Source organism: Methylobacterium sp. CM6241 (assembly GCF_054817845.1).
Genome location: NZ_CM139246.1, coordinates 395,808 through 418,329 on the forward strand (window position 1 = coordinate 395,808; position 22,522 = coordinate 418,329).

Here is a 22,522-nt window from a genome sequence, read left to right on the forward strand (position 1 = left end):
ATCACGCGACCTCTCCGGTGTGGCCGTCGGCGCGGCGGGTCTCGCAATGATCGGTGTCCGAGCAGACGAACATCCGCCCGCCGGCATCGTCGAGGACGACCTCGTCGAGGTAGACGCCCTCGGCCCCGCAGATTGCACAGGGGCGGTCAAAGCTCTGGACCCGGAAGGGGTGGTCCTCGAAGTCGAGGCTGCGCACCCGGGTGTATGGCGGGATCGCGTAGATGCGCTTCTCGCGGCCCGCCCCAAAGAGCTGGAGCGCGGGGCAGTCGTCCATCTTCGGGTTGTCGAATTTCGGGGTCGGAGAGGGGTCCATCACGTAGCGGCCGGCGACTTCCACCGGGTAGGCGTAGGTGGTGGCGATGTGGCCGTGTCGGGCGATGTCCTCGTAGAGCTTGACGTGCATCAAGCCGTATTCGGCCAGCGCGTGAAGCTGGCGCGTCTCGGTCTCGCGGGGCTCGAGGAAGCGCAGAGGCTCAGGGATCGGCACTTGGTAGACGAGAACCTGCCCCTCGGTCAGCGGCGCCTCCGGAATGCGGTGGCGGGTCTGGATCACCGTGGCCTCTCCCGTCCGTGTTGTCGTCGCGACCCCGGCGGTGGCGGTAAAGAAGCGGCGGATCGAGACCGCGTTGGTGGTGTCGTCGGCGCCCTGGTCGATGACCTTGAGGACGTCCGCCGCGCCGAGGATCGCGGCGGTGACCTGTACGCCGCCGGTGCCCCAGCCATAGGGCATCGGCATCTCGCGAGCGGCGAAGGGCACCTGGTAGCCAGGGATCGCGATGGCCTTGAGGATGGCGCGGCGGATCATCCGCTTCGTGCCCTCATCGAGATAGGCAAAGTTGTAGCCGGTGCCGGCCGAGACCGTGACGGTACCTTGCGGGTTCATTCGGCGGCCTCCCGTAGGGTGGAATCATCCGGGACCGGCTCGGCCACCCGTGCAGCATGCTCGGCGCGCAGTCGCCGGACGAGTTCGAGTTCGGCTTGGAAGTCGACGTAGTGCGGCAGCTTCATGTGCTCGACGAACCCCGTCGCCTGCAGGCTGTCGCAATGAGCCAGCACGAATTCCTGGTCCTGGGCCGGGACCACCACGGCCTCGCCGAGTTCGGCGGCCCGGAGCGAGCGGTCGACCAGGGCCATCGCCATGGCCTTGCGCTCGCCCTGGCCGAAGACCAAGCCGTAGCCCCGCGTGAATTGCGGCGGCACCGCCCCGTGGCCGTGGAATTGGTTGATCATCTGACACTCGGTCAGGTCGACCGTGCCGAGGCTGACCGGGAAGCCGAGCTCCTCCGGCGTGAATTCGAGCTCCACCGCCCCGACCCGGATCTCGCCGACGAAGGGATGGGTGCGGCCATAGCCGCGCTGCGTCGAGTAGCCGAGCGCCAGGATGAAGCCTTCATCGCCTCGCGCCAGCCCCTGGAGCCGGACCGCCCGGTCGGCGGGATAATCCACCGGCTCGCGGGTGAGGTCGCCGACCGGGGCACCCGCGTCCGGGGGCGAGGGCTCGAGCAGGCCGGCCTGGCCGAGGAGATCGGTGACTCGCGGGCAGGCCGCGGCATCCGGCTCCGGCTCGGCCTCGTTGGCAGATTCGGGGACGGCGCCGTCGGCTAGGGCGAAATCGACGAGGCGGTGGGTGTAGTCGAAGGTCGGGCCGAGCACCTGGCCGCCTGGCAGGTCCTTGAAGGTGGCGGAGATGCGTCGCGCGAGCGTCATCGCCCCGGTGTCGATGGGTTCGGTGGTGCCGAAGCGCGGCAGCGTGGTCCGGTAGGCCCGCACCAGAAATACCGCCTCGACCACGTCGCCTCGCGCCTGCTTCAGTGCGAGGGCGGCCAGATCCGGGTCGTAAAGGGAGCCCTCGGTCATCACCCGATCGACGAGGAGGCGCATCTGCTCGCGGATCTGCGCCACCGTGAGTTCGGGCACGGCTAGGTCGCCGCGCCGGACCTCGGCTAACAGCCGGTGAGCGTTGTCGATGGCGGCCTCGCCGCCCTTCACCGCTACGTACATGGCAGAGCCTCCGGAGCGACGGGACGCGCCGAACGCGGGAGCCCAGCGAGGCGCGCGGAAGCGACGAACAAGAGGTCGATCCCTTGCGGGAAGCCCGCATGGTTCGTGGCCCAGCGTGAAGCCCAGTCGGCGGGCAGGGGGCCGGCATCGAGGCGCACGGTGCCGCGGATACCCGGCCCCGCGAAGGCCGGCCCGGCCGCGTCGGATAGGGTCTCGACGGCGAGGATCATGGTGGTGGAGGCATCGGGATATGCGAGGGTGCCCTGCGCAAATTCCATGAGGTCCGGGCAGCAGACAGGATCGGCGATCAGCGCGAAGGCTGCCTGTCCCGGCGCGTCGACGATCGGTGCTCCGGTATGGAAGCGCAGGAAGTCGGCGACCGCCGGCTCGGCCCGCAGCGGCGCGTCCAGCCAGACTGGCGTGTCGGCATCGGTCAGCGCCAGGGCCAGCGCCGCGAGCTCGGGAATGAGGGGAGCAGGTGGCACCAGCTTCGTAGCCAGGGGCCGGATCCGGCCCGGCCGGCTCAGGGCCTCCATCGCGGCGCGGAATACAGCCTGACCCTCGTGGACGGGATCCGCGAAGCCGTGAGCGAGGGTGTGCGCCATCAATCTTCTCCCCGCGCCAGGGTGAAGAAGTTCACCCGCGTCGCCGCGGTCTTGCGGGCGGCCTGCCGCACCGCTTCGGCCCGGCGCCCGGCGATGGCCTCCAGCGCCGCCTCCAAGGCGGGCCGTGCTTCGGGGCGCTGCCAGTGCGCGTCCAGGATGGCAGCAAGTCGAGCGCGGACCCGGTCGCGGCCGAGATGGTAGGCGAACCCCGTCTCGCCGCTGGGCAGGCGCACTGCCGCGCGCGTCACCGTGGCCTCACCGGCGTTGAAGGCCCGTCCATCGCCACCGATCCGCCCGCGGACCATCACGAGACCGGTCTCGATCGGGCGCAGGTCCTCCGCCTCGGCGGCGATGCCGGCCTGTGCCATCGCGACCCGTAATTCGCCGGAGGTCGCTTGGCCGGTCCGCGCCATTGCGCATCTGCGCGCGGCGAGATCTGGCATCGCCGGCTCAGGTGGTGTTTTGCTGCCACCAAACATCATTCCGTCTCCAGACTTGTATATATGTATAGACAAGTGGATGGGAGGAAGCAAGTGCTTTCGATGACAACATGCAGGCAATCCGCGCGAGCAACCCATGAATGAAGCAGGCGACAAGGGCGTGACGGCACTCCAGCGCGGGGGCGGCTTGGCCGCGTGGCGGCAGATTGCGGATGCGTTGGCGGGGGAAATCCGCAGTGGAGCGGTCGCAGCCGGGGCGCAGCTGCCGGCCGAATCGGCCCTGGCCGCTCGCTTCGGAGTGAACCGGCACACGGTACGGCGCGCGCTCGGCGTGCTCGCTGAGGATGGGCTCGTGCGCACCACGCAGGGCAAGGGCAGCTTCGTCGAGCAGGGCCCGATCCCCTATCCGATTGGTCCCCGGACCCGGTTCTCCGAGATCGTCTCCCGCACCGGCCGCGAGGCCTGGGGCGACCTGATCGCGGCTACAACCATGCCCGCCGGACCGGACTGGGCTGAGGCCTTGGGGATCGCCCCCGGCACACCGATCCTCGAACTTCACACCATGCACCGGGCCGACGGCGCTCCGATCTCGACGGCCAGGACCTGCCTGCCCCTGCCACGCTTCTCTGGCTTCGACGCGGCCTATGCTGCCAGCGGCTCGATAACCCGCGCCTATGCGGGCTTCGGGGTCGCTGACTACACCCGTCTTTCGACCCGGATCAGCGCTCGTGCCGCCGAGGCCGAGGAAGCCTTGCGCCTTGATATCGCCACCGGCCGCAGTCTGATCGTCCTGTCGAGCGTCAACGTGGACGGCAACGGCCAGCGCATCCAGGCCACCCGCAGCCTGTTCGCCGCCGACCGCGTCGAGTTGGTGGTGGAGTGAGGCTACAGCGCCGCGCCGCCGATTAGGGCCCGGCGTAGGCGCCCGGAAACGGCGTCGATGATCGCCACAGTCACGAGGATCATCAGGATCAAAAAGGCGACTTGGCGCAGTTCGAGGACGCGGATCAGTTCGGTAAGGTATTGGCCGATGCCGCCCGCGCCGACGATGCCGATGATGGTGGCCGACCGAGTGTTCGACTCGAAGAAATACAGCACCTGGCTGCCGAGCACCGGGAGCACTGCCGGAATGATGCCGAAGCGGATACGGTGAAGCTCGGCCCCGCCGGAGGCGGAAACACCCTCACCGGCCTTGCCGTCGACGGTCTCGACGGCTTCCGAGAACAGCTTGCCCAGCGCCCCGAAATCCGCGCAGGCGATGGCGAGCGCACCCGCGAAGGGGCCGAGCCCGACGACGTTGATCCAGATAAGCGCCCAGATCAGCACGTCGACGGAGCGCACCACGTCAAGGCCGCGCCGCACAGTGAAATGCACAAATGGGTTCGGCACCACGTTGCGGGCGGCCAGGAAGGCCACCGGGAACGCCAGGAGCGCCGCCGTCAGCGTACCGATGAAGGCGATGCCGAGGGTCTCGGCAAGCGCTTGCAGGAAGGTCCAGGCCCGGCCGCCGGCTTCGGGGGGCAACATCAGTAGGCTGAACTCGCCGAGGCGGCCCAAGCCATTGAGAAGGCGGGCGGCGGAGAAATCGAGCCGCACCAGCGCATAGCCCGACAGCGCCACGAGGGCGACGAGGGCAAGGCCCGTGAGGAGGCGGGCGCGCCAGGCCGGGCGGAAACTTTCGGGGAAGCGCCGGCGCAGGGCGGCGATCTCGGCCGTATCGATCTCGGGTCCGGTCATCGCAGGCTCCCGAGGAGGTGGTGGCGCAGGCGCTCGGTGCCGAGGTCGATCGCCATCACGGTGAGGATGATCAGGACCAGGATCGCACTGACGTCGGCGTAATAGAAGTTGCGGATCGCCACGAGGAGCTCCTGCCCGATACCGCCGGCGCCGACGAAGCCCATGACGCCCGCGCCCCGCACGTTGATCTCGAAGCGCAGCAGTCCGTAGGAGACAAAGTTCGACAGCACCTGCGGCAGCACAGCGAAGCGCAGGGTCTCGATCCGGCCCGCCCCGGCGGCGGTGAGGCTCTCCACCGGCTTCATGTCGATGTTCTCGACGACCTCCGAGAACAGCTTGCCCAATGCCCCCGTGGTGTGGATCGCCAGCGCCAGCACGCCCACCATCGGCCCAAGGCCGAAGGCGATGACGAAGAGCAGCGCGAACACGATCTCGGGCACCGTGCGGCAGAATTCGAGCCCGCGCCGCACCAGGAAACAGGCCGTCCGGCTGCCGGTCACGTTGGCGGCGGCGGAAAAGCACAGGAGGACGCCGCCGATGCCCCCCAGCAGGGTGCCGAGATAGGCCATCAGCAGGGTCTCACCGAGGAGCCCGAGCCATTTCGGCCAGCCCCAGTACCATTCGGCGAGGTCCCCCGGCAGGTTCGCCAAGGTTAGCGGCGGCAGTATCTGGGCGATGTAGTCGGTGAATCGGCCAATATTGGCCGCGAGCACCCAGGGGCGCACCTCCGCGGCCTGGGCGGCGAGCCCAGTGACGAGAACGAGGACCGCAATACCGGCCCAGGTCCGGCGCCGGGTCGCGGCGACGGCGGTATCGTAGGCCCCCGTGAGGGCGGCAGCCCGGTCGGGGGGCAGGGACGTGATCCGCTCAGGCATCGTTCGTCACAGGCGGCTCGCACGGACTCGGGTCAAGACTTGCGGCGCTGGTCGTCGTTAAACTTCAGCATCTCGATAATCGGCTGGTAGTCCTTCAGGGTCACGGCAGTGAGCCCCTGGTCCTTGCCGTCCGAGAGCCGGTCGAAGGCCGCCTTGTCGGCCGTCGGCAGCGCCACGAGGGCGTCCCGGATCCGCGCCTTCAAATCGTCGGGCAGGCTCGCCAGCATGGCGAAGGGCCCCTCGGGCAGGAAGTCGGACTTGAACACTACCCGGAAATCGCCCTGGCTCATGGGCGAGCCGTCGGGCTTCTTGAGCATGCCCTTGGTGGCCATGCGGGTGACCATGGTGTCGGTGTCGGTGTTGTAGAGGTTCGCCGCCGCATCCACCGTGCCCTGGACGAGGGCGAGGACGGCGTTCTCGTGGCTACCGGCATAGACGGTCTTGCCGAAGAACGCGTCGACCGGGTGGCCGGCCTTGTGCAAGAAGAAGCGCGGAGCCTGGTTGCCGGAGGTGGAGTTGGGGTCGACCAAGGCGAGGTTCTTGCCCTTCAGGTCCTCGATCGACTTGTAAGGGCTGTCGGCGCGCACGTAGATCACCGAGTAGTATCCCGAGGCGCCGGTGTCGTGGCGCTGGTTAACGATAGGCTCGATCTTGACGCCAGTCATTACCGCGCGGGCGAAGGAGGCGGGGCCGTAGAAGGCAAGCTGGGCGTTGCCGGCGCGCTGGCTCTCGATGACGGCGGCGTAGTCGTTGGCGATGCGCAGCTTCACCGGCACGCCGAGGGCCTTCGACAGGTAGGCGGTCATCGGGGCGTAGCGATCGGTGGTACCGGAGGCGTTCTCGGCCGGAATCACCGCCAGGGTCAGCTCGGGATAGGTCGTCTTCCAGTCCTGCGCGACGGCCGGGACGGCGAGGAGGGCGAGCGCCAGGGCTCCGGCGAGGGTGCGACGGGTCAGCATGGGAATCTCTCGGATGGGTGCGTGAGGAATCAGGCCGAAGGATTAGGCGACAAGGGCGGCGGGATAGGCCTGAAGGCGTGCGGGCGCGGCGGGGGCGTCGAGCACCTCGCCCGCCTCCAGCCCGTAGAGTTGGCGGGCGACGTCCTCAGTGAGGTCGGTGGGGGCGCCGTCGAACACGAGGCGGCCGTCCGCGAGGCCGACGAGGCGGTCGCAATAGCTGCGAGCGAGATCGAGGGAGTGCAGGTTGCACAGCACGGTGATGCCGTGGCGCCGGTTCGCCTCCGCGAGGGCATCCATGACGATGCGGGTGTTGCGCGGATCGAGGGAGGCCACTGGCTCGTCGGCCAGGATCAGGTCGGGGGCCTGCATCATCGCCCGGGCGATGGCGACGCGCTGCTGCTGGCCGCCTGAGAGCTGGTCGGCCCGGTGGGCGGCGAAGTCCCCCATGCCGAATTCGTCGAGGGCGGCCAGCGCCAGGGCGCGCTCGCGCTCCGACCAGAGCTTAAGGAGGGAACGGTGCCGGGGCACCTCGGAGAGCCGGCCCATCAAGACGTTACTCAGCACGTCGAGGCGGCCGACGAGGTGGAACTGCTGGAAGATCATGGCACAGCGGGTGCGCCAGCGCCGCAGGTCGCGGCCCTTGAGGGCGGTGACGTCGAGGCCATCGAACAGGATGCGCCCGCTCGTCGGCTCGGCGAGGCGGTTGACCATCCGCAGCAGGGTCGACTTGCCGGCGCCCGAGCGCCCGATCACGCCGACGAAGCGGCCGCGCGGGATGGCGAGAGAGATCCCGTCTACCGCTCGACGGTCGCCGTATCGACGGCTCAGATCTTCGAGGATCAGCATGCTGTTTCCTGGCGATTCATGTTGAACGCCGGTAGACCCGTCACACGCGACAGTAAAATGACAGTTGTCCGGCTAATCGATAGCCGGCATTATTGTGCTTCGGCTTCGTAGCGCTCAAGGAATGCTTCGATTGTCAGGGTGCGGAAGTCCGGCAGGGCCAGGCGCAGGCGGTCGTGGTCCCAGTCCCACCAGGCGAGGGCCAGCAGGCGCCCGGCCACCGTCTCTGGGAAACGGCGCCGCACGACGCGGCCCGGATTGCCGACCACGATGGTGTAGGGCGCCACGTCCCGGGTCAGGATCGTGCCCGCGCCCACCACCGCCCCGGTGCCGATAGTACGCCCGGGCAGGATCACGGCCCCATGCCCGATCCAGACGTCGTGGCCGATGGTGACGGGCAGGGCCCGGCGCCGGGCGAAGAAGGCCGGCTCGTCCCCCGCCTGCCCAGGCCAGTAGGCGCTGGCCCGATAGGTGAAGTGCGACTGCGAGGCCCGCTCCATCGGGTGGTTGCCAGGGTTGATCCGCACGTGTGAGGCGATGGAACAGAACTTGCCGATGGTGGTATAGTTGGCCTGCCCGTCCTCGACGATGTAGGAATAGTCGTCGAGCTGCGTGTCGCTGAGGCGAGTGCGCGCGCCGACCTCGGTGTAGCGGCCGAGGCGGCAATCCGAGAGATGGGCCGTAGGGTGGACGGCCGGTTCGAGGCCGAGGCGGTCGGAGGCCATGGCGGGGTCCTGTCAGTCGGCGAAGGGCAGGCGGCGCAAGAGACGGAACGGCGCCGCGCCGTCCCGAACGACCACGCTTACGGCATCGATCACGAGGTCGGGCAGACCAGCGGCGGCCTCGGCGAGCAGGGGTAAGGCCGTCGCCAAGTCCTTCGGCCCGAGGGGGCCGGTGAGCGTCATGTGAAAGCGGAACGCCTCGAACACGTGCGGGTAGCCCCAGCGCTCCAGCAGTGCCCGGCCGCGGGGGTCGAGGCGCTCGGGGCGGCGGTGGGCGCGCTCGGTCTCGGTGAGGGGCGCGCGCAGCGGATCGAGCGCGGCGACGTATTCGGCCGCGAGGAGGCCGAGGGCGGAGGGCGGCGCCGTCGGCACCAGGGCGACGAAATTCCCCAAAGCGGCAACCCGCAGAGGGCCGACGGGCAGTGGGAGCCGGTGTGCCGCCAGCGCCGCGGCCGCGGCGAGGAGTTCCGCTTCGGTGGCGCCCTTGGCAAGGCGCATTGGCGCCTTCAGGGTGGCGTGGAACCCGTAGACGCGCTGCTCCGCGGTGTTGGCGGCGAGGATTGCCTGGAGCGCATCGGGACCGGGCGCTGGGTCTAGGCCGAGAACCGCATCGCCGAAGGCGGCAAGGGCCGAGCCAGGGGCGGGGGTGAAATACAGCGCGTATCGGGCAACTCGATCCAAATCAGCTTCTCCTTGTCTGCGCCGTGCAGGTCAAAGCGATCCGTAATAACTCGCTCAAACGCTAATGTGACACTCTTCGCGTTTTGAATGGAAACGTTGCCGGTATGTAGGCCCAGAGGCAGTCTTTCCTCATCCTGATCGCTGGAACGGCCAGCAAAGCCTGGGCTGATGACGAGCGCAATAATGATCGCATCCATCGACAGACGATCAGGTAGTATATAATTATCCTATAAAAATTTATAATATTGACCTATTTAATACAACTTCGGTCAAATCTTTATATTTTAATAAACAGTAAAATTCAAGAAATGTATTTGTCTTATCAGCGCACGATACAAAAGCTTTCAGGACGCTCGATCATCTAAGCCTAGTTTTTTGGAGTTGCCACTGCGCTTGCGTTTGCGAGTGTCCCGAACGTCCGTTTCCGGGCACTTACGCCGGAGCGCTGAACGACCAAGTAGGGTCGCAGGCGGAACGTCCGCTTCTGGGCGAAAGGCCAGGGTCCGCTCCCCGTCCTTCTAGGACGCACAGCATCAGCCCTCGCCCTCGGTTTCGACGCCGAGCAGAGCGATGGCGACCATGGATTTTGTCAGTCCGTGGCCTGGGTCCGTACGGTGAGCTTGCTTCCGTCTGGATCGCGAAGGTAAGCAACAAAGGACCCGTTCGGGCGCTCTGCGGAAGGGCTTTCGATGGCGGCGCCACCGTGCTCGGTGCCGGCCTGATGCCACGCCAGAACATGCTCGCGGCTTGATGCGGCGATACCGATGGTTCCGCCGTTGGCCACTGTCGCCGGCTTGCCATCGATGGGCTTCGTGATCATCAGCCGCCCGCCCTCGTGGTCGTAGATCAGCCTGTCTCTGGGGTCCATCACGCCGGGCTTCCCTCCCAACGCGACGAATGTGGCATCGTAGAAGCTCCGAGCCCGGTCCAGATCGTTGCTGCCGATCATGACGTGGGTGAACATAACTTCTCTCCATAGGAGGGCAGCACGGGATAGCCGTGGTAGAGCGTGGCAACGAAACGTTGCCGATGGCATACCCACATGTATCGGGCGGCTCAACGACCACTTGTCGCCAAACCAAGAAACCGGCATGGCCCGATACAGTCGGCCCGTCAGGGCTCTCTGATTACCCGATACACCTGCATACGGGAGCAGGCCAAAGCGGCGGCAATCGTCGCGACCCCATCACCTGCCGAAGCCATCGCCTTGATCCGCTCGCGGTCGAGGCGGCGCTTGCCGCCGGCATACACGCCACTGCCTATCGCGCGCTCAATGCCTTCGCGCTGGCGCTCCTTGATGAACCGTCGCTCCATCTGCGCGACCATGCCGAGCACCGTTAAAACGACGTGCCCCATCTCACCTCGGGTCGAAACGTGCGGGTCGAGCACCGTGACATGTGCACCGCGTTGCTCGGCCTCGTGAATGAGGTTCAGGACGTCTCGGGTATCGCGGCCCAGTCGGTCAAGGCGCGTGACCATCAGTTCGTCGCCGGGCCGCAGAAACTCCAGCACCGTCGCCAACTCGGCCCGGCCGTCACGGCTGCCGCCCGAAACCTTCTCCGACCGAATGACCCCGCAGCCTTCGGCCTTCAGCCGGGCGACCTGCCCTTCGAGATCCTGATCGTGGGTGCTTACGCGGGCGTAACCGATGCGGGCCATGGTTTGTAACCTCAAGCTTTAGGCCCGAGGCTACCTTGTCACAAATAGCCGGTGTCAACCCAGATGTTACGACGACCGGCGCCAGCTATGTTACGTCACGCCAGGGTATACCCTGATGTCACCCGACTACACTGGCACCGCGCGCCTGAACCAAAGACAACTGCTCTTTTGGTGGGGCCAGGGCTGCGCCATTTTCAGGGTCACTTGTACCACCCGATTGTATTGCACGCGCTACCCTAAGGCGCTGATTTTGCTGTTTACTTCAACGGATCAGCTTACTAGCCGGTTGATGGTGCCCAGGAAAGGACTGGACTGGCAAACCGCTAAGTTGTTGATTTTAAAAGGTTCGCGAGATTAACGAAACGCCTTTGTGGCACGGTTCAGTAGCACGGGCTTGGCGGTGGGCTCAAGGCATTAAACGGTGGTCCCCGATGCACTCTCCGGGCACGGACACGGCGACAGTATCGAGCGCGGCCACGAGGGCGGCTTTGGGTTAAGGGCGCTGGCGAATGCTCAATCCCTAAAGTATGATGGGCGAATGTCTATGCAAAGCCCGCCCCGGCTGTATTACAGTGCCCGCGCTTCGAGCGACCGGGAGGTTCCTCGTATCGACCTAGATACCCTCAAAACGCTATTCCTCAGCTCATACGAGCATTTAGCCTCTAATGGCTACTTCGATGAAGCTTTTGGCTCACACTGTGTCGATGCTGGGTTCACGGAGGGCACCATCGGGAGCGCAGTAGATGCGTACGTTCTTTTTACCCTTATGAAGAAGGATATCTGGCCAATAAAAGAACACATATCAGCCTACAACGAGAGCGACTTGTTTGATGTAGTAGAATTTTTGCACGACCACGTCAGCCGCCCTCGTCAAAAGGACTGGCACTCATGGGACAATTGCGGCTATCATTATAGCGACTTCGACGCCGCGCTTGGGAAGGCTGATTATCGAGAACGGATCAACAAATTATTGCAGCGATATGGTGATACCTACGAGCTAAATGAGCGCGGCGAGATCATGACGCTTGCACCTCATGGCGTATCAAGCCTTTTGAATGCTCAGCTTCCAACGAAAGATAGTACGGTCACCGACAAGGTGCGCCGGGCGGTCGAGCGCTTTCGGCGCTATGGGAGCAGCATGGATGAGCGGCAAAATGCTGTACGCGATCTTGCCGATGTGCTGGAATGGTTGAGGCCTCAGATTAAGGCAACACTGCTTAAGAACGACGAGCAAGAATTATTTAAACTTGCCAATAATTTTGGAATTAGACATCTTAGGCAAGATCAAAGGGTCGATTATGACCGAGCCGTATGGCTTAGCTGGATGTTCTATCATTATCTTGCAACCATCAATGCCTGCTTACACCTAATCGAAAGGCAGAAATCCCTGCTTGAAATATCCAGTAGATTGAGCGCTCCAATTCCGAATAAATAGATATATCTATCATCAGCCCAAGTGAGATAAAGCTGTTGCTTTGGCAGAACGGTATGCAATAAAAGCTGGGAGCGGCCCCTATGCCCACGCTCGGCTGCCTATTGGCCTACCTCGGCTTCTCCCGCCCGGCCGAACCCCTTGCTCCTCCGCCCCGCTGTATCCGGCCGTACAGTGGCCTTGAACCCCTCGACAGTCGGCCTACCTGTCGCTTCCTTTCTGGTGCATCATCACCTGACTGACAGAACGCCATCTGATCGGCCCTCTCTACCTGTGATCCGTGGGCCGAAGAGGAGGAGCACTTGAGTACGAACGTTGGTTACGCCCAGCTCATCCCGATGGTTCAAGGCGTTCTCGATACGCTCGACAGCGGGATTGAGGCTGAGCAAGATGCGGCGGCTGGGCTAGGCCGCCTAGCACGCGCAATGGGCGATGGTCACAGCGAAGGGGAGGAGGCCCTGCTCCAAGCAAGCCGTCAGCACGCTATCAAAGCCATGCAGATGAGGGCCAAAAGGGCGGCATTTCTCGCTCAATACGGGCTATCTTAGCCCGAGGTTACGCGGCGCATTCCTCAGGCACCGCTACGGGCTCTGCAAGACCCCGAGCATAGAGCTTGGCGACGGCCGCCCAGAAGCTGACCCCGTCTTCGCCTGAAGACATCTGCAAGCGGAGGTCGATGGCCTCACGCGCGGCCTGAGCCATGGCGGCCAACTCGTCTTCGGCGGCTTCGAGCAACGACGGCATCGCGGTATCCTCATGCTGTCACGCACCATGTGAAACGTCGGCACTGCACAAAACGATCCATAGGCGTATTCAGAAGGATGAGCGTCCCGCTCTGCGAGAGCGTACTCCAACGCCTCCACCCTCGACGGAAGCCGCTTGCTTCTCGGATGCCATCTCTTGCGGGGCCACTGGTGCAGCTTCCTGTTTGGGTACTTTGGCTGCCTTGCCGACGCGTTCGATCTTGACGCCTGCATAGTCGCCCCGCCTCCAAGCAAGCCTAACCATGCAGATGAAGTCTCGACCGACGATGCGCAGCAGGAAGGTGTCGGGCAAAACTTGCTGGGACGGGATGCCCAACCGCGCACCGGACTTCGAGACATCCTTCACAGTACAAGCGATTTCCGAGCCGTCAGAAAGGCGAAGGGTAGCGATCCAACTTGTAGGACTGCGCTCCTCGCTGCGCACCATTTGGCCTAGGACTGGACTGGAGCCTTCCTCCGACATTTGCCGCTCCCGCTCGCCGCAACTCTGTATGCTTTCATACTTTCAAGTGTTTAATAAGTCACATACCGAGGGCCAGGCCTTGCGGCAGCGGGGAGCAAGCACCTCATGCCCACCCCCGGCCGCCTCATCGCCTAACCTAAAGCCCCTCCCGCCCGGACCCTTAGGCTGGCTTCCGCCTCACGAACTGAGGACCGGCACCTCAAAACGCTCACCCTCTCTGCGATGCCACCCACCCCTAATGCGGCGCGACTGAGAGGATTGTCGTGTGCAGGTCTCGAGGCGCGGGCGAGGGGGATTGAGGTCTGCGAGGACGGGGCCGGCACCTTCGCCACCCACGCCGAGACCGCTTGGAGCTTGGTGCATTTCCTCCAAGATGGGCTCCAGGGGCCGTGGGACGGCGCGATAGGTGCTGCGCGCAAGGAAGGGCATACCGCATGGCCGTTTGTTGCTTGATCCAGGGTCACTTGACGGCCCGGGGCAGGCAGCTCCGCGCCGCCACCACGCCAAACGACAAGCCCCCGGCCGGCGCGAAGCCAACCGAGGTCAAATGGGGCTAAGTAGTTGATAAGGGGCCGGTAGACCTCTCGCTCCTTTCAAAGCTAATCTGCTGAAACGGACTTGGCCGAATTACCCGACAAGGTGTCTCAGGCCTCGCGACGCAACTGTGGCGTTTGTGCATCGGCCGTTCAAAAGACCTAGGCGGCCAGAGATATGCTCTATTCGGCTGAGCGACTTCGGATATGCTCCCGGCGCTTCTCAAGATGTGCCGCAGGCCCATGAAAATAAAGTCCGTTCGTATCCAAAATTTGCGGTCGCTCAGAGACCAAATTATTGAGATGAGCGAATACACCTGCTTGGTCGGAGCCAATGGTGCGGGCAAATCAACCATCCTATGTGCCCTGAATATATTCTTCAGAGACAGAGAACAGTGCAACAAGTCTGAGCCATCTCGACGCAGAGGACTTTTATCAGAAGGATACCTCTCGGCCTATAGAGATCACGGTAACCTTCGAAGACCTCAATGAAGCTGCTCAGGCTGACTTCAGGGATTACTACAGGCAAGGGCAGTTGGTTATCACGGCTCGCGCCAGCTACGACACGGCGGCGGGCCATGCGGTCGTGGTCCAGTACGGCAACCGGCTGGGTATGGAGGCCTTTGCGCCGTACTTCGAGCGGGCCTCAGACGGCGCCAAGGCGTCGGAACTGAAAGAGATTTTCCTGCGCCTTCGAAGCGACCACGATGGCGTGAAGACCGCAAGTTCGATGGTGGATATGGCCGCCGCTCTACGCGAGTTCGAGACCAGCCATCCTGAGCTATGCGCCCTTCTACCGAGTGAGGATCAATTCTACGGGGTGAGCCAAGCGGTAGGCCGGCTCAGAGCCTATGTGCAGTGGGTCTATATCCCGGCCGTCAAAGATGCGGCTGATGAGCAAGCCGAAGCGAAGAACACAGCATTCAGTCGGCTTCTAAGCCGAACGGTGCGGGCTCGCGTCAACTTTTCGGACAAGATGAAGGGCCTTCGGGACGCTGCCGAAGCGCAGTACCGCGAGATGGTCGCCGCCGAACAAGGCGCCCTTGATGAGATATCGGCATCCCTACAAGGGCGTTTGGCCGAGTGGTCTCACCCGGAGGCAACGGCGAAACTGCTTTGGCATCAAGACGCTAAGACCTCCGTCCGGCTTGAGGAACCTTCTGCGAGACTGCTTGCCGGAGATGGCGAATTCGAAGGCCAGATATCGCGCTTCGGGCACGGCTTGCAGCGCTCCTACATTATGGCGCTGCTGCAAGGCTTGGCGTCTAACGACGATGAACAGGGTCCGAAGCTGATCCTCGGGTGCGAGGAGCCGGAACTGTACCAGCACCCGCCGCAAGCTAGGCACCTGGCTTCGGTTCTGCAAAAGCTCAGCGATACTAACTCACAGGTCATCATCACCACGCACAGCCCATTCTTTATCGAGGGCCGGGGGTTCGATAGCGTGCGCCTTGTTCGCAAGGATAGGGCTCAACGGATGTCGCGGGTGAGCAGCGCTAGACTTGAGGATGTAAGCCGACGCTTGGCGGAAGTTACCGGAGAGCCATTGCTGGCGAGGGATGGTGTTCTCGCAAAGCTGCACCAGGTCATGCAGCCGATGCTCAATGAGATGTTCTTTGCGCCACGCATCGTTCTTGTCGAGGGCTTAGAGGACGTTGCCTACATCAATGCCTGGATGGTGCTGACAGGCCGCTGGGAGACCATGAGAAAGCACAGCTGCCACTTGGTGCCCGTGAACGGAAAGAGCGAGATCATTCAGCCCCTTATTGTGGCCGATGCACTGGGCATTGCGGCTTTCGTCGTCTTCGATGGTGACGGAGATAAGCTCACCCACGCCAATGCAGACACGGCCCGGTCTAGGCGAACCGCGCATGAGCGAGATAATCAGGCGCTTCTAAACCTGCTAGGCGCGGCAGGCTGGGACCCTTTCCCATCCAATACCCATTGGCACGACCGGTTCGTGATGTGGCCCACGGACCTTGCGAAGGTCACAGAGACAGAGGTGGGTGCGCAGCGGTGGTCTCAATCCGCAGAGGCCGCGAGCCGCATGTACGGCAACGCTGGTGGTCTGAAGAAGAATTCTTTGCACGTAGCGGCACGGCTCGACGCGCTTCTTAAAGACCGGTGCCAGCCGGCCTGCTTGGAACGGATGTGCGACTCGATCTTGGCGTTCTGCACAGCTCATTAGGCCGTCTCGGAGCCATCGTGCTCGTCCAGACCACCCCGCACATACCCTCGGGAGATAAGACGGCTGAGGCCCCGGGTCCGCATGTCGGCGGCCATGAGGTCGGCCATTGCATCGATGATGGCGAAGCGAAGAGCCTGGGATGCATCGCCCTCGGTGGTTCTGAGGTACGCCTGTGCGATGGCCTCTACGGGGCAGCCTTGGGCTGATGGTGGTGGTGGCCGTGTGCTGTCTCTCGGTGCCACTCTGTGCCTTCCCCTTCCGACTCACTATGAGAACAGAAAGTGAACACGCCACGGCCAGGGGGGTTCAGTCAAGGTGCGCCAACGGCCTCGATGTCGAGCGAGAGGTGGGCACGGAAGACCACCCTCCTAGCATCGTCTCGCACCACCGCAAGGTAGTCGTGGCGGTCGTTGGCCGGGTCGAACCCTTCGGCCACTCTCCGCATGATCTGCACAAGCCTTGCCCGTGCGGCGTCGGGGTCTGGGAGATCGAAGCCAACCGTATCTCTGACGTGCGTGGCTCCGTCGTGGATGTCGATGAAGTACCGTGGCATTGCCCGTGGCCTTTGAATGGGCTCCCCGGAGCGGTTTGTACTCCCTAGGTGGCTGCCTTCGCACGATCCCTGTAGCCGCAGGAGGCGGGATACCGTTCGGTGATGCTATCGTGCCGCTACGCTTGATCGGGTTAAAGCGGGGCCGCTGGGTATGACACGGCGGTGAGGGTCGTCGGTGCTTGGTGACATAGTCCCATCACGCGGTGGTGAACCTGCGTTGCCCACGCCCGTTGACCCAGCGGTCATTCTTACCCGCATGCCAGGAGTGCTGATGCCAGATGCCCCCATCCTGCCACCTCAGGCCCCGATGGACGTCACCTTCAAGGGACGTGGGCTGGGCCGCATGTTGGGCTTAAAGCTTGCTTTACTGATTTGCCCAAGGTGCTCCCAACGGAACGCTCCGAAAATCGAGGCGAAGGGCTACTGCAACTGGTGCTCCTACGAGGCCACGCGGCAGGACGCGGAGCCGGCTGGAAGAGGGTGAAGAATAACGGTTCGGGGGCCGTCTATCCGGCGCGAAATATACAACGACTCACGAACGAGATCGAAATGGCGAACCACACTCGCAAATAGTTCCTCATATCTAGCACCGTTGAGGAAGCCCGCTGTGAGCGATTTCGGGATTCCAAGTCATTTGCGGGGTCGAGCAGGCGCAACGGCACCGTAGGCCGCAGATGCTACGCGGGATGGGTAGAAATTAGTTCACTGCCCTATCCAATTCGGCATCGGTGATGCCTACCGTCGCCCCGAGTGGAAGCGGTAGCGCCAGCCCTCCTCCAGCCTGCGCTCATCCGCGCTCTCCTCCGGGGGTAGTTCTAGCCTCAGCAGGATCATCGTGAAGCCGTTCTGCTGGCGGTACACCTGCTCGAAGAGGGCCGGCGCGCGAAGGTCGCGCTTCACGTCGATCCAGAAATCGGGACTGCACGCGGCGATGTCGCTCGCGATGTTCGGCCGATGCGGACCGCTGTGATAGAGCGAGTGCACTGGGATCGGGCTTCCGACCGCGCAGGTGATATCCGGGAAGGAGAGGCTGCGGTAGGAACGCTGCACCCGACCGTTGCCGGCCACGACGATGGCGATCCGCTCGGGGTGGTACTGCACGTAGGCCCGAGCCGCCGTCTCCTTGCCGACCGCGAAGTCACGCGCGACCGTGAGAACGTGCTGCAGATTGGGTTCGGGAAAGGCCGCCATGGCCCCTCGCAGCAGGTGCGGGGGCATGAGCAGGAGAGCGGCGAAGCGGTTGGCCTCGACCTCCCTGCGCTGCCGCTGCTCGCCCTCCTTCGCTTGCACGCGCAGTAGATCAGAGCTCGTGCACAGGAACCGGCCAGGCTGGTCCGGGACGTGGTGCGCCATCAGGAAGTGGCCGAGTTCGTGCGCGATGGTGAAGCGGCGACGCGGTTCGCCCCCGCGCTTGACGAGGATGGTTCCTTCGGACCGCTTCGCGTTGGTGACGAGGCCGCCCTCGAACTCGTCGCTGTCCAGGTCCTCGATCCTGAGGATCCCGAGGCGTGCACACATCTCCTGGATCGGCACGGGCACCGGCAGGTTCGGTTCGGCCTGTAGAATGCGTTTGACGAGCACCTCCGGCGAGCCCGCACCCCCGAGGTCTATCTTGCTAATCGCCATCCGCGCAGCCCCTTCCCCTCCCTGAGCCGATTCATCACGCATCCGCGATCCCAAAACCGGACTGCGGGGAGTTCGTACAGGCAATAAGCCGAAATAGGCTTCGTAGCCGATTGAGTGGCATGTCAAATTTAAACGGGCCGCCCCAAAAGGCGGCCCTATCAAACCGGAAGCTTGGGCTTTTTACGCGGATCAGAAATCCATGCCGCCCATACCGCCGCCGCCACCGGGCATCGCCGGCGCTTCATTCCTCGGAGCGTCGGAAATCATGGCTTCAGTAGTGACAAGCAGGCCTGCGACTGACGCAGCACCTTGTAGTGCTGCACGCACGACTTTTGCGGGATCAACGATACCGGCCTGGAGCATGTCAACGTACTCCTCGGTCTGGGCGTTGAAGCCATAAGTCGCTGAGGAGTTGGCAAGGATCTTCCCAACCACAATCGAGCCTTCGACGCCCGAGTTCTGGGCGATCTGACGGATCGGGGCTTCGAGCGCCTTCAGCACGATCTTGATGCCGGCCTGAACGTCAGGGTTGTCGTTGGTAAGACCCTGAGCCGCGGCCTTGGCGCGAAGGAGCGCTACGCCGCCGCCGGGCACGATGCCTTCCTCGACCGCCGCACGGGTCGCATGAAGCGCATCATCAACGCGGTCCTTCTTCTCCTTGACCTCGACCTCGGTCGAGCCGCCGACGCGAATGACGGCGACGCCGCCGGCGAGCTTGGCCTGCCGCTCCTGGAGCTTCTCACGGTCGTAGTCCGAGGTGGTGTCCTCGATCTGCGCCTTGATCTGCGCCACACGTGCTTCGATGTCGGCCTTGTCGCCGGCACCGTCGATGATCGTGGTGGTCTCTTTGTCGATGCGCACCCGCTTGGCGTGGCCCAGCATCTGAAGGGTGACGTTCTCGAGTTTGATTCCGAGATCCTCGGCGATCATCTGGCCCTTGGTCAGCAGGGCAATGTCTTCGAGCATGGCCTTGCGACGGTCACCAAAGCCCGGAGCCTTCACAGCGGCGACCTTGAGGCCGCCGCGCAGCTTGTTCACCACGAGGGTGGCAAGCGCCTCGCCCTCGATGTCCTCGGCGATGATGAGCAGCGGCTTACCCGTCTGCACCACGGCTTCGAGGATGGGCAGTAAGGCCTGAAGCGAACCGAGCTTCTTCTCGTGAATGAGGATGTAGGGATCCTCGAGATCCGCCATCATCTTCTCGGGGTTCGTGACGAAGTACGGCGAGAGATACCCACGGTCGAACTGCATGCCCTCGACGACGTCGAGCTCGGTTTCGGCAGTCTTGGCCTCTTCGACAGTGATGACGCCTTCCTTGCCAACCTTCTCCATGGCGTGGGCAATCATCTCGCCGATTTCCTTGTCGCCATTGGCAGAGATCGTGCCTACCTGGGCGATCTCCTCGGAGGAGGCCACCTTGCGGGCACGCTCGCCGATGTCCTTCACGACCGCCGCAACAGCGAGGTCGATGCCACGCTTCAGGTCCATTGGGTTCATGCCGGCGGCCACGTACTTCACCCCCTCGCGGACGATGGAGGCAGCTAGCACGGTTGCTGTTGTAGTGCCGTCACCGGCGATGTCGCTCGACTTCGAGGCCACTTCGCGCACCATCTGGGCGCCCATATTCTCGAACTTATCGGCGAGTTCGATCTCCTTGGCGACGGTGACGCCGTCCTTGGTGATGCGGGGCGCGCCGTAGCTCTTCTCGATGACGACGTTGCGACCCTTGGGCCCCAGCGTGACCTTCACGGCGCTGGCAAGAAGCTCGACACCGCGCAACATTTTCTCGCGGGCATCGACGGAGAAACGAACGTCTTTGGCAGCCATGGGGGTGATCTCTTCAGTGATGTAAGGCCCTGAGGCACGCCACAGCGGGCGCCTCGAAAGAGCAGGTCATCGGGTTTGCGAGCGACGCAACCGACCTAGGCGACGACGCCCATGATGTCGGATTCCTTCATGATCAGAAGGTCCTGACCGTCGATCTTGACCTCGGTGCCAGACCACTTACCGAACAACACCCGGTCACCAGCCTTCACATCAGGCGGGTTGATCCGGCCGGCTTCGTCCCGAGCGCCAGGGCCGACCGCGATGACCTCGCCCTCTTGCGGCTTCTCCTTGACGGTATCCGGGATGATGATGCCACCCTTGGTCTTCTCTTCGCCTTCGATGCGGCGGACGACGACACGGTCGTGTAGGGGGCGAAACTTCATGTTTTGGATCCGGTTTCCTAGCGATCAACCGTCGCCGGTAGGGCGCGGTATCGCAGGGGAGGCAGCTGTCCGAGATTCCACAGCTTGCCCCGCGGCCGAGGCTTAGCACTTAATGAGCGAGAGTGCTAACGAGCCCCGTTCAAGTATGTTTGCCCGCACCCAATCACATTGAACGGAATCTGCGATGGGTGAGAAATCAGGCAGGCCATAATACGACACAAGCGCCCCTTGAACCCATCGTCGATAGCGAGCCCTTTGCAGCTTCTCGCGTCCCGCGGAAACGCGAACTGTGAAAAGCCCTGCGTTGATGCTCCTACTTTGCACGTGGCTTGCTGCCTGCTGAGCCTTGCGGAAACAACTTCGTGAAGGCAGCCTGCATTTGCTCCGAGCTTTGAGGAATCAGCGTCATCCAGCTTTTCAGGAGCGCCTCAGGTGAAAAGCGGTTCATTTCGTCTAGAACCCGTTTTTCCATCTCAGCCATAACGGCCGCCTGCATCGGCTTGACGTCTGGAAGCCCCATAAACTGCCTCGCCTCTTCCGGAGTACAATCCACCTCAACCGTGACTTTCATCTCGTGAATCCCCCCAAAACCTCAACGCCGTTGAAATGCGTTCCATTGGTGAAGCATGTGCCTGTGTAAGGCTCAAGGTGCTTGCGAGGCCAGCCATGGGAACGATGGGTCCGGGCGGCAGACCTTCCCGGCGGCACCGAATTTGAAGCGGGCCACAGGCTCAAGTTGCCAGCACCAGAAACGTTTCTAGTACAGCTGAAGATTTCTCATCGGTTCAGTCTATAGGATTGTACAATTAATAGGGGGCACGAAATAAATGCACATACGACCCTACAGGTGCGGAGATGACCAGGCTACTGTAATCGCGGTCTTCGAACGGACCTTCCACACTTCCCATTCATTCTTAGATAGCAGCGAGCAAATAAAGGCTCGCCAGCATCTCGCACTTCTGCTGAGCCGCCCGGAAACCCTGATTGCAGAGGTGGATAGTTCCGTGATTGCCTTCATTACCGTGGATGACGGAGATTACATTTCAGCATTGTACGTAGACCTCCCACATGTCAGCCGGGGTGTGGCATCGGCCCTCCTGCAGGCGGCACAAGATCGTCACCAGATCCTTTGGCTTCACGTCTTCGCGCAGAATGTTTCTGCCGTTCAGTTCTACAAAGCTCGGGGCTTCGCCGTAGTGGATGAGGATAGGCAAATCGATAGCTCAGGTCGCCGGCACCGACGCTTCGAAATGGAAAACGCCAACGGTTTCGCCACGTATCGTTGACTGCGAGCCACGCGATGAAGCTCTAGTTTGCGTTGGCTTAGCTCAGGCAGTTAGTCCGATGCTTCGGGGTTTACCCTTATGGAGAACCGATCACGCGCCGTGATGCGTTCGGTGGGGAGGTCGATCACTTCCCCCTGAAATATTTCCTGGCTTAGGAAGCAGCGCTCAATGTCGGACCGCTCTTCTTCGATGTCGATATACCAGCACCGCCTCCGACTGCTCCAGCGATAGCTACGAGCTTTCAGGACGTCCTTTGTTGCGATGGGTGAGCCAGCGGCCCAAATGCGAAGACTGGGCTTGCGCGCGGTTTCGAGCAGGTACGCCAGCGCAAGCCGACCGGACGTCTTCAGGGGGACTGCCAGCAGTGCAAGAAGGGCATGGCAATCGTCGATGGCACGGTGGCCCTTATGGAAGAAACCGTAATCGGTCAGCAGGTAGCCGAGCTTCATGCCCTCGTGGCCTTCGTCACGCCATGGCACTTGATGGCAAGAGCAAGCCCAGTTCTTCTCAACGAAGATCGGCCAGCGGCTCTCACAAAACTGGCGGTCGAAGCTTGCGTTATGGGCGATCACCACGACGGCATCGCCAGCCATCGCCTGTACCGCCGCGTCATTAATCCGTTGACCGGCCACGTCAGCGTCCGTGATGCCGGTCAGTCGCGTGATCTCTGGCGGAATCGGCTTCTGCGGCTCTTGCAGTTGGTTGAAGACCTGGAGCACCCGGTAGATGCGGCCGCTCGCGCCGTACTCGAACTTGATCATGCCAAGCTCGATCACCTCGTCGTGCGTGTGATCGACCCCGGTTGTTTCGGTATCGAGGATCAGGCCAATGAACGTAGGCTCGGTCGGCTGATCGGTGCAATCGACGAACGGTCCGACCCTCCTAAGCACGCGGTATTCGCCTGTGCTCTCCAGCACAGAAGCAATGCTGTCGAGGGGGTGCATC

General features: G+C 63.1%; 27 protein-coding genes. 6 read left to right on the forward strand and 21 right to left on the reverse strand.

Annotation, left to right across the window (positions count from 1 at the left end; genetic code table 11):
* Position 1 precedes the first annotated feature (1 nt).
* Genes ACYQR9_RS01855 through phnG form a run of 4 tightly spaced genes read right to left on the reverse strand, consistent with a single transcriptional unit; the run spans position 2 to position 3,019 of the window.
* The gene (locus tag ACYQR9_RS01855) at positions 2–883 is read right to left on the reverse strand and encodes an alpha-D-ribose 1-methylphosphonate 5-phosphate C-P-lyase PhnJ (protein WP_461228504.1); all 882 of its coding nucleotides are present in this window, start codon (positions 881–883) and stop codon (positions 2–4) included.
* Positions 880–2,001, reverse strand: coding sequence for a carbon-phosphorus lyase complex subunit (locus ACYQR9_RS01860; RefSeq protein WP_461228505.1), 1,122 nt, complete (start codon positions 1,999–2,001; stop codon positions 880–882). Before ACYQR9_RS01860 ends, ACYQR9_RS01855 begins: the two co-directional genes overlap by 4 nt.
* Entirely contained in the window at positions 1,992–2,606 is a 615-nt protein-coding gene (gene phnH, locus ACYQR9_RS01865; protein WP_461228506.1) for a phosphonate C-P lyase system protein PhnH, read from the reverse strand. Before phnH ends, ACYQR9_RS01860 begins: the two co-directional genes overlap by 10 nt.
* Positions 2,606–3,019, reverse strand: a complete 414-nt coding sequence (gene phnG, locus ACYQR9_RS01870) for a phosphonate C-P lyase system protein PhnG (protein ID WP_461229711.1) — start codon at positions 3,017–3,019, stop codon at positions 2,606–2,608. The genes phnH and phnG overlap by 1 nt, the downstream gene beginning before the upstream one ends.
* Before the next feature lie 163 nt (positions 3,020–3,182).
* Here phnG and phnF point away from each other — a divergent pair, with 163 nt between their 5' ends.
* Positions 3,183–3,929 (forward strand): phosphonate metabolism transcriptional regulator PhnF, encoded by a 747-nt coding sequence (gene phnF / locus ACYQR9_RS01875; RefSeq protein ID WP_461228507.1) that lies wholly within the window; start codon positions 3,183–3,185, stop codon positions 3,927–3,929.
* Positions 3,930–3,931: 2 nt separating this feature from the next.
* Here the strand turns inward: phnF and phnE (ACYQR9_RS01880) are convergent, their stop codons facing one another.
* The 8 genes from phnE (ACYQR9_RS01880) to ACYQR9_RS01915 form a co-directional block, all read right to left on the reverse strand.
* A complete protein-coding gene (gene phnE, locus ACYQR9_RS01880) occupies positions 3,932–4,783 on the reverse strand; it encodes a phosphonate ABC transporter, permease protein PhnE (protein WP_461228508.1) in 852 nt (283 codons plus the stop codon).
* Positions 4,780–5,658: a phosphonate ABC transporter, permease protein PhnE gene (gene phnE, locus ACYQR9_RS01885; protein WP_461228509.1), complete on the reverse strand. Its 879-nt coding sequence runs from the start codon at positions 5,656–5,658 to the stop codon at positions 4,780–4,782. Before phnE (ACYQR9_RS01885) ends, phnE (ACYQR9_RS01880) begins: the two co-directional genes overlap by 4 nt.
* Positions 5,659–5,690: 32 nt before the next feature.
* Complete coding sequence (gene phnD, locus ACYQR9_RS01890) at positions 5,691–6,617, reverse strand: phosphonate ABC transporter substrate-binding protein (protein WP_461228510.1); 927 nt, start codon at positions 6,615–6,617, stop codon at positions 5,691–5,693.
* Positions 6,618–6,659: 42 nt separating this feature from the next.
* Positions 6,660–7,463 carry a phosphonate ABC transporter ATP-binding protein gene (gene phnC / locus ACYQR9_RS01895; protein WP_461228511.1) on the reverse strand — a complete coding sequence of 268 codons (804 nt, stop codon included), beginning with the start codon at positions 7,461–7,463 and terminating at the stop codon, positions 6,660–6,662.
* Positions 7,464–7,552: 89 nt separating this feature from the next.
* Positions 7,553–8,185, reverse strand: a complete 633-nt coding sequence (locus tag ACYQR9_RS01900) for a DapH/DapD/GlmU-related protein (protein WP_461228512.1) — start codon at positions 8,183–8,185, stop codon at positions 7,553–7,555.
* Positions 8,186–8,197: 12 nt separating this feature from the next.
* Positions 8,198–8,863 (reverse strand): DUF1045 domain-containing protein, encoded by a 666-nt coding sequence (locus ACYQR9_RS01905; protein WP_461228513.1) that lies wholly within the window; start codon positions 8,861–8,863, stop codon positions 8,198–8,200.
* 589 nt (positions 8,864–9,452) lie between these two features.
* A complete protein-coding gene (locus ACYQR9_RS01910; RefSeq protein ID WP_461228514.1) occupies positions 9,453–9,827 on the reverse strand; it encodes a VOC family protein in 375 nt (124 codons plus the stop codon).
* Between the two features lie 149 nt (positions 9,828–9,976).
* On the reverse strand, positions 9,977–10,522 hold the full coding sequence (locus tag ACYQR9_RS01915) for a recombinase family protein (RefSeq protein WP_461228515.1): 546 nt from the start codon (positions 10,520–10,522) through the stop codon (positions 9,977–9,979).
* Positions 10,523–10,943: 421 nt separating this feature from the next.
* Between ACYQR9_RS01915 and ACYQR9_RS01920 the strand changes: the two genes are divergently transcribed.
* Both ACYQR9_RS01920 and ACYQR9_RS01925 read left to right on the forward strand, forming a co-directional pair.
* The gene (locus tag ACYQR9_RS01920) at positions 10,944–11,957 is read left to right on the forward strand and encodes a hypothetical protein (protein ID WP_461228516.1); all 1,014 of its coding nucleotides are present in this window, start codon (positions 10,944–10,946) and stop codon (positions 11,955–11,957) included.
* Positions 11,958–12,256: 299 nt separating this feature from the next.
* A complete protein-coding gene (locus ACYQR9_RS01925) occupies positions 12,257–12,502 on the forward strand; it encodes a hypothetical protein (protein WP_461228517.1) in 246 nt (81 codons plus the stop codon).
* Positions 12,503–12,509: 7 nt separating this feature from the next.
* Here the strand turns inward: ACYQR9_RS01925 and ACYQR9_RS01930 are convergent, their stop codons facing one another.
* Together ACYQR9_RS01930 and ACYQR9_RS01935 are read right to left on the reverse strand one after the other, a co-directional pair.
* Positions 12,510–12,698, reverse strand: a complete 189-nt coding sequence (locus ACYQR9_RS01930; protein WP_461228518.1) for a hypothetical protein — start codon at positions 12,696–12,698, stop codon at positions 12,510–12,512.
* Positions 12,699–12,767: 69 nt separating this feature from the next.
* Complete coding sequence (locus ACYQR9_RS01935) at positions 12,768–13,181, reverse strand: PilZ domain-containing protein (RefSeq protein WP_461228519.1); 414 nt, start codon at positions 13,179–13,181, stop codon at positions 12,768–12,770.
* Positions 13,182–13,957: 776 nt separating this feature from the next.
* Between ACYQR9_RS01935 and ACYQR9_RS01940 the strand changes: the two genes are divergently transcribed.
* Together ACYQR9_RS01940 and ACYQR9_RS01945 are read left to right on the forward strand one after the other, a co-directional pair.
* A complete protein-coding gene (locus ACYQR9_RS01940) occupies positions 13,958–14,206 on the forward strand; it encodes an AAA family ATPase (protein WP_461228520.1) in 249 nt (82 codons plus the stop codon).
* On the forward strand, positions 14,121–15,902 hold the full coding sequence (locus ACYQR9_RS01945) for an AAA family ATPase (protein ID WP_461229712.1): 1,782 nt from the start codon (positions 14,121–14,123) through the stop codon (positions 15,900–15,902). The genes ACYQR9_RS01940 and ACYQR9_RS01945 overlap by 86 nt, the downstream gene beginning before the upstream one ends.
* On the opposite strand, the gene ACYQR9_RS01950 is transcribed toward ACYQR9_RS01945, so the two are convergent.
* The 6 genes from ACYQR9_RS01950 to ACYQR9_RS01975 form a co-directional block, all read right to left on the reverse strand.
* Positions 15,899–16,144 (reverse strand): hypothetical protein, encoded by a 246-nt coding sequence (locus ACYQR9_RS01950; RefSeq protein ID WP_461228521.1) that lies wholly within the window; start codon positions 16,142–16,144, stop codon positions 15,899–15,901. The genes ACYQR9_RS01945 and ACYQR9_RS01950 overlap by 4 nt on opposite strands.
* Positions 16,145–16,212: 68 nt before the next feature.
* Positions 16,213–16,455: a DUF6894 family protein gene (locus ACYQR9_RS01955; RefSeq protein ID WP_461228522.1), complete on the reverse strand. Its 243-nt coding sequence runs from the start codon at positions 16,453–16,455 to the stop codon at positions 16,213–16,215.
* A 735-nt stretch (positions 16,456–17,190) separates the two neighbouring features.
* Positions 17,191–18,081 (reverse strand): ImmA/IrrE family metallo-endopeptidase, encoded by an 891-nt coding sequence (locus ACYQR9_RS01960; protein ID WP_461228523.1) that lies wholly within the window; start codon positions 18,079–18,081, stop codon positions 17,191–17,193.
* A gap of 189 nt (positions 18,082–18,270) precedes the next feature.
* Positions 18,271–19,908: a chaperonin GroEL gene (groL, locus tag ACYQR9_RS01965; RefSeq protein ID WP_461228524.1), complete on the reverse strand. Its 1,638-nt coding sequence runs from the start codon at positions 19,906–19,908 to the stop codon at positions 18,271–18,273.
* 95 nt (positions 19,909–20,003) lie between these two features.
* A complete protein-coding gene (groES, locus tag ACYQR9_RS01970; RefSeq protein ID WP_461228525.1) occupies positions 20,004–20,291 on the reverse strand; it encodes a co-chaperone GroES in 288 nt (95 codons plus the stop codon).
* A gap of 313 nt (positions 20,292–20,604) precedes the next feature.
* The gene (locus ACYQR9_RS01975; protein ID WP_311274916.1) at positions 20,605–20,862 is read right to left on the reverse strand and encodes a DUF6489 family protein; all 258 of its coding nucleotides are present in this window, start codon (positions 20,860–20,862) and stop codon (positions 20,605–20,607) included.
* 256 nt (positions 20,863–21,118) lie between these two features.
* On the opposite strand from ACYQR9_RS01975, the gene ACYQR9_RS01980 reads away from it, so the two are divergent.
* Entirely contained in the window at positions 21,119–21,577 is a 459-nt protein-coding gene (locus tag ACYQR9_RS01980; RefSeq protein ID WP_461228526.1) for a GNAT family N-acetyltransferase, read from the forward strand.
* 50 nt (positions 21,578–21,627) lie between these two features.
* On the opposite strand, the gene ACYQR9_RS01985 is transcribed toward ACYQR9_RS01980, so the two are convergent.
* Positions 21,628–22,521, reverse strand: a complete 894-nt coding sequence (locus ACYQR9_RS01985) for a 3'-5' exonuclease (RefSeq protein ID WP_461228527.1) — start codon at positions 22,519–22,521, stop codon at positions 21,628–21,630.
* Position 22,522 lies beyond the last annotated feature (1 nt).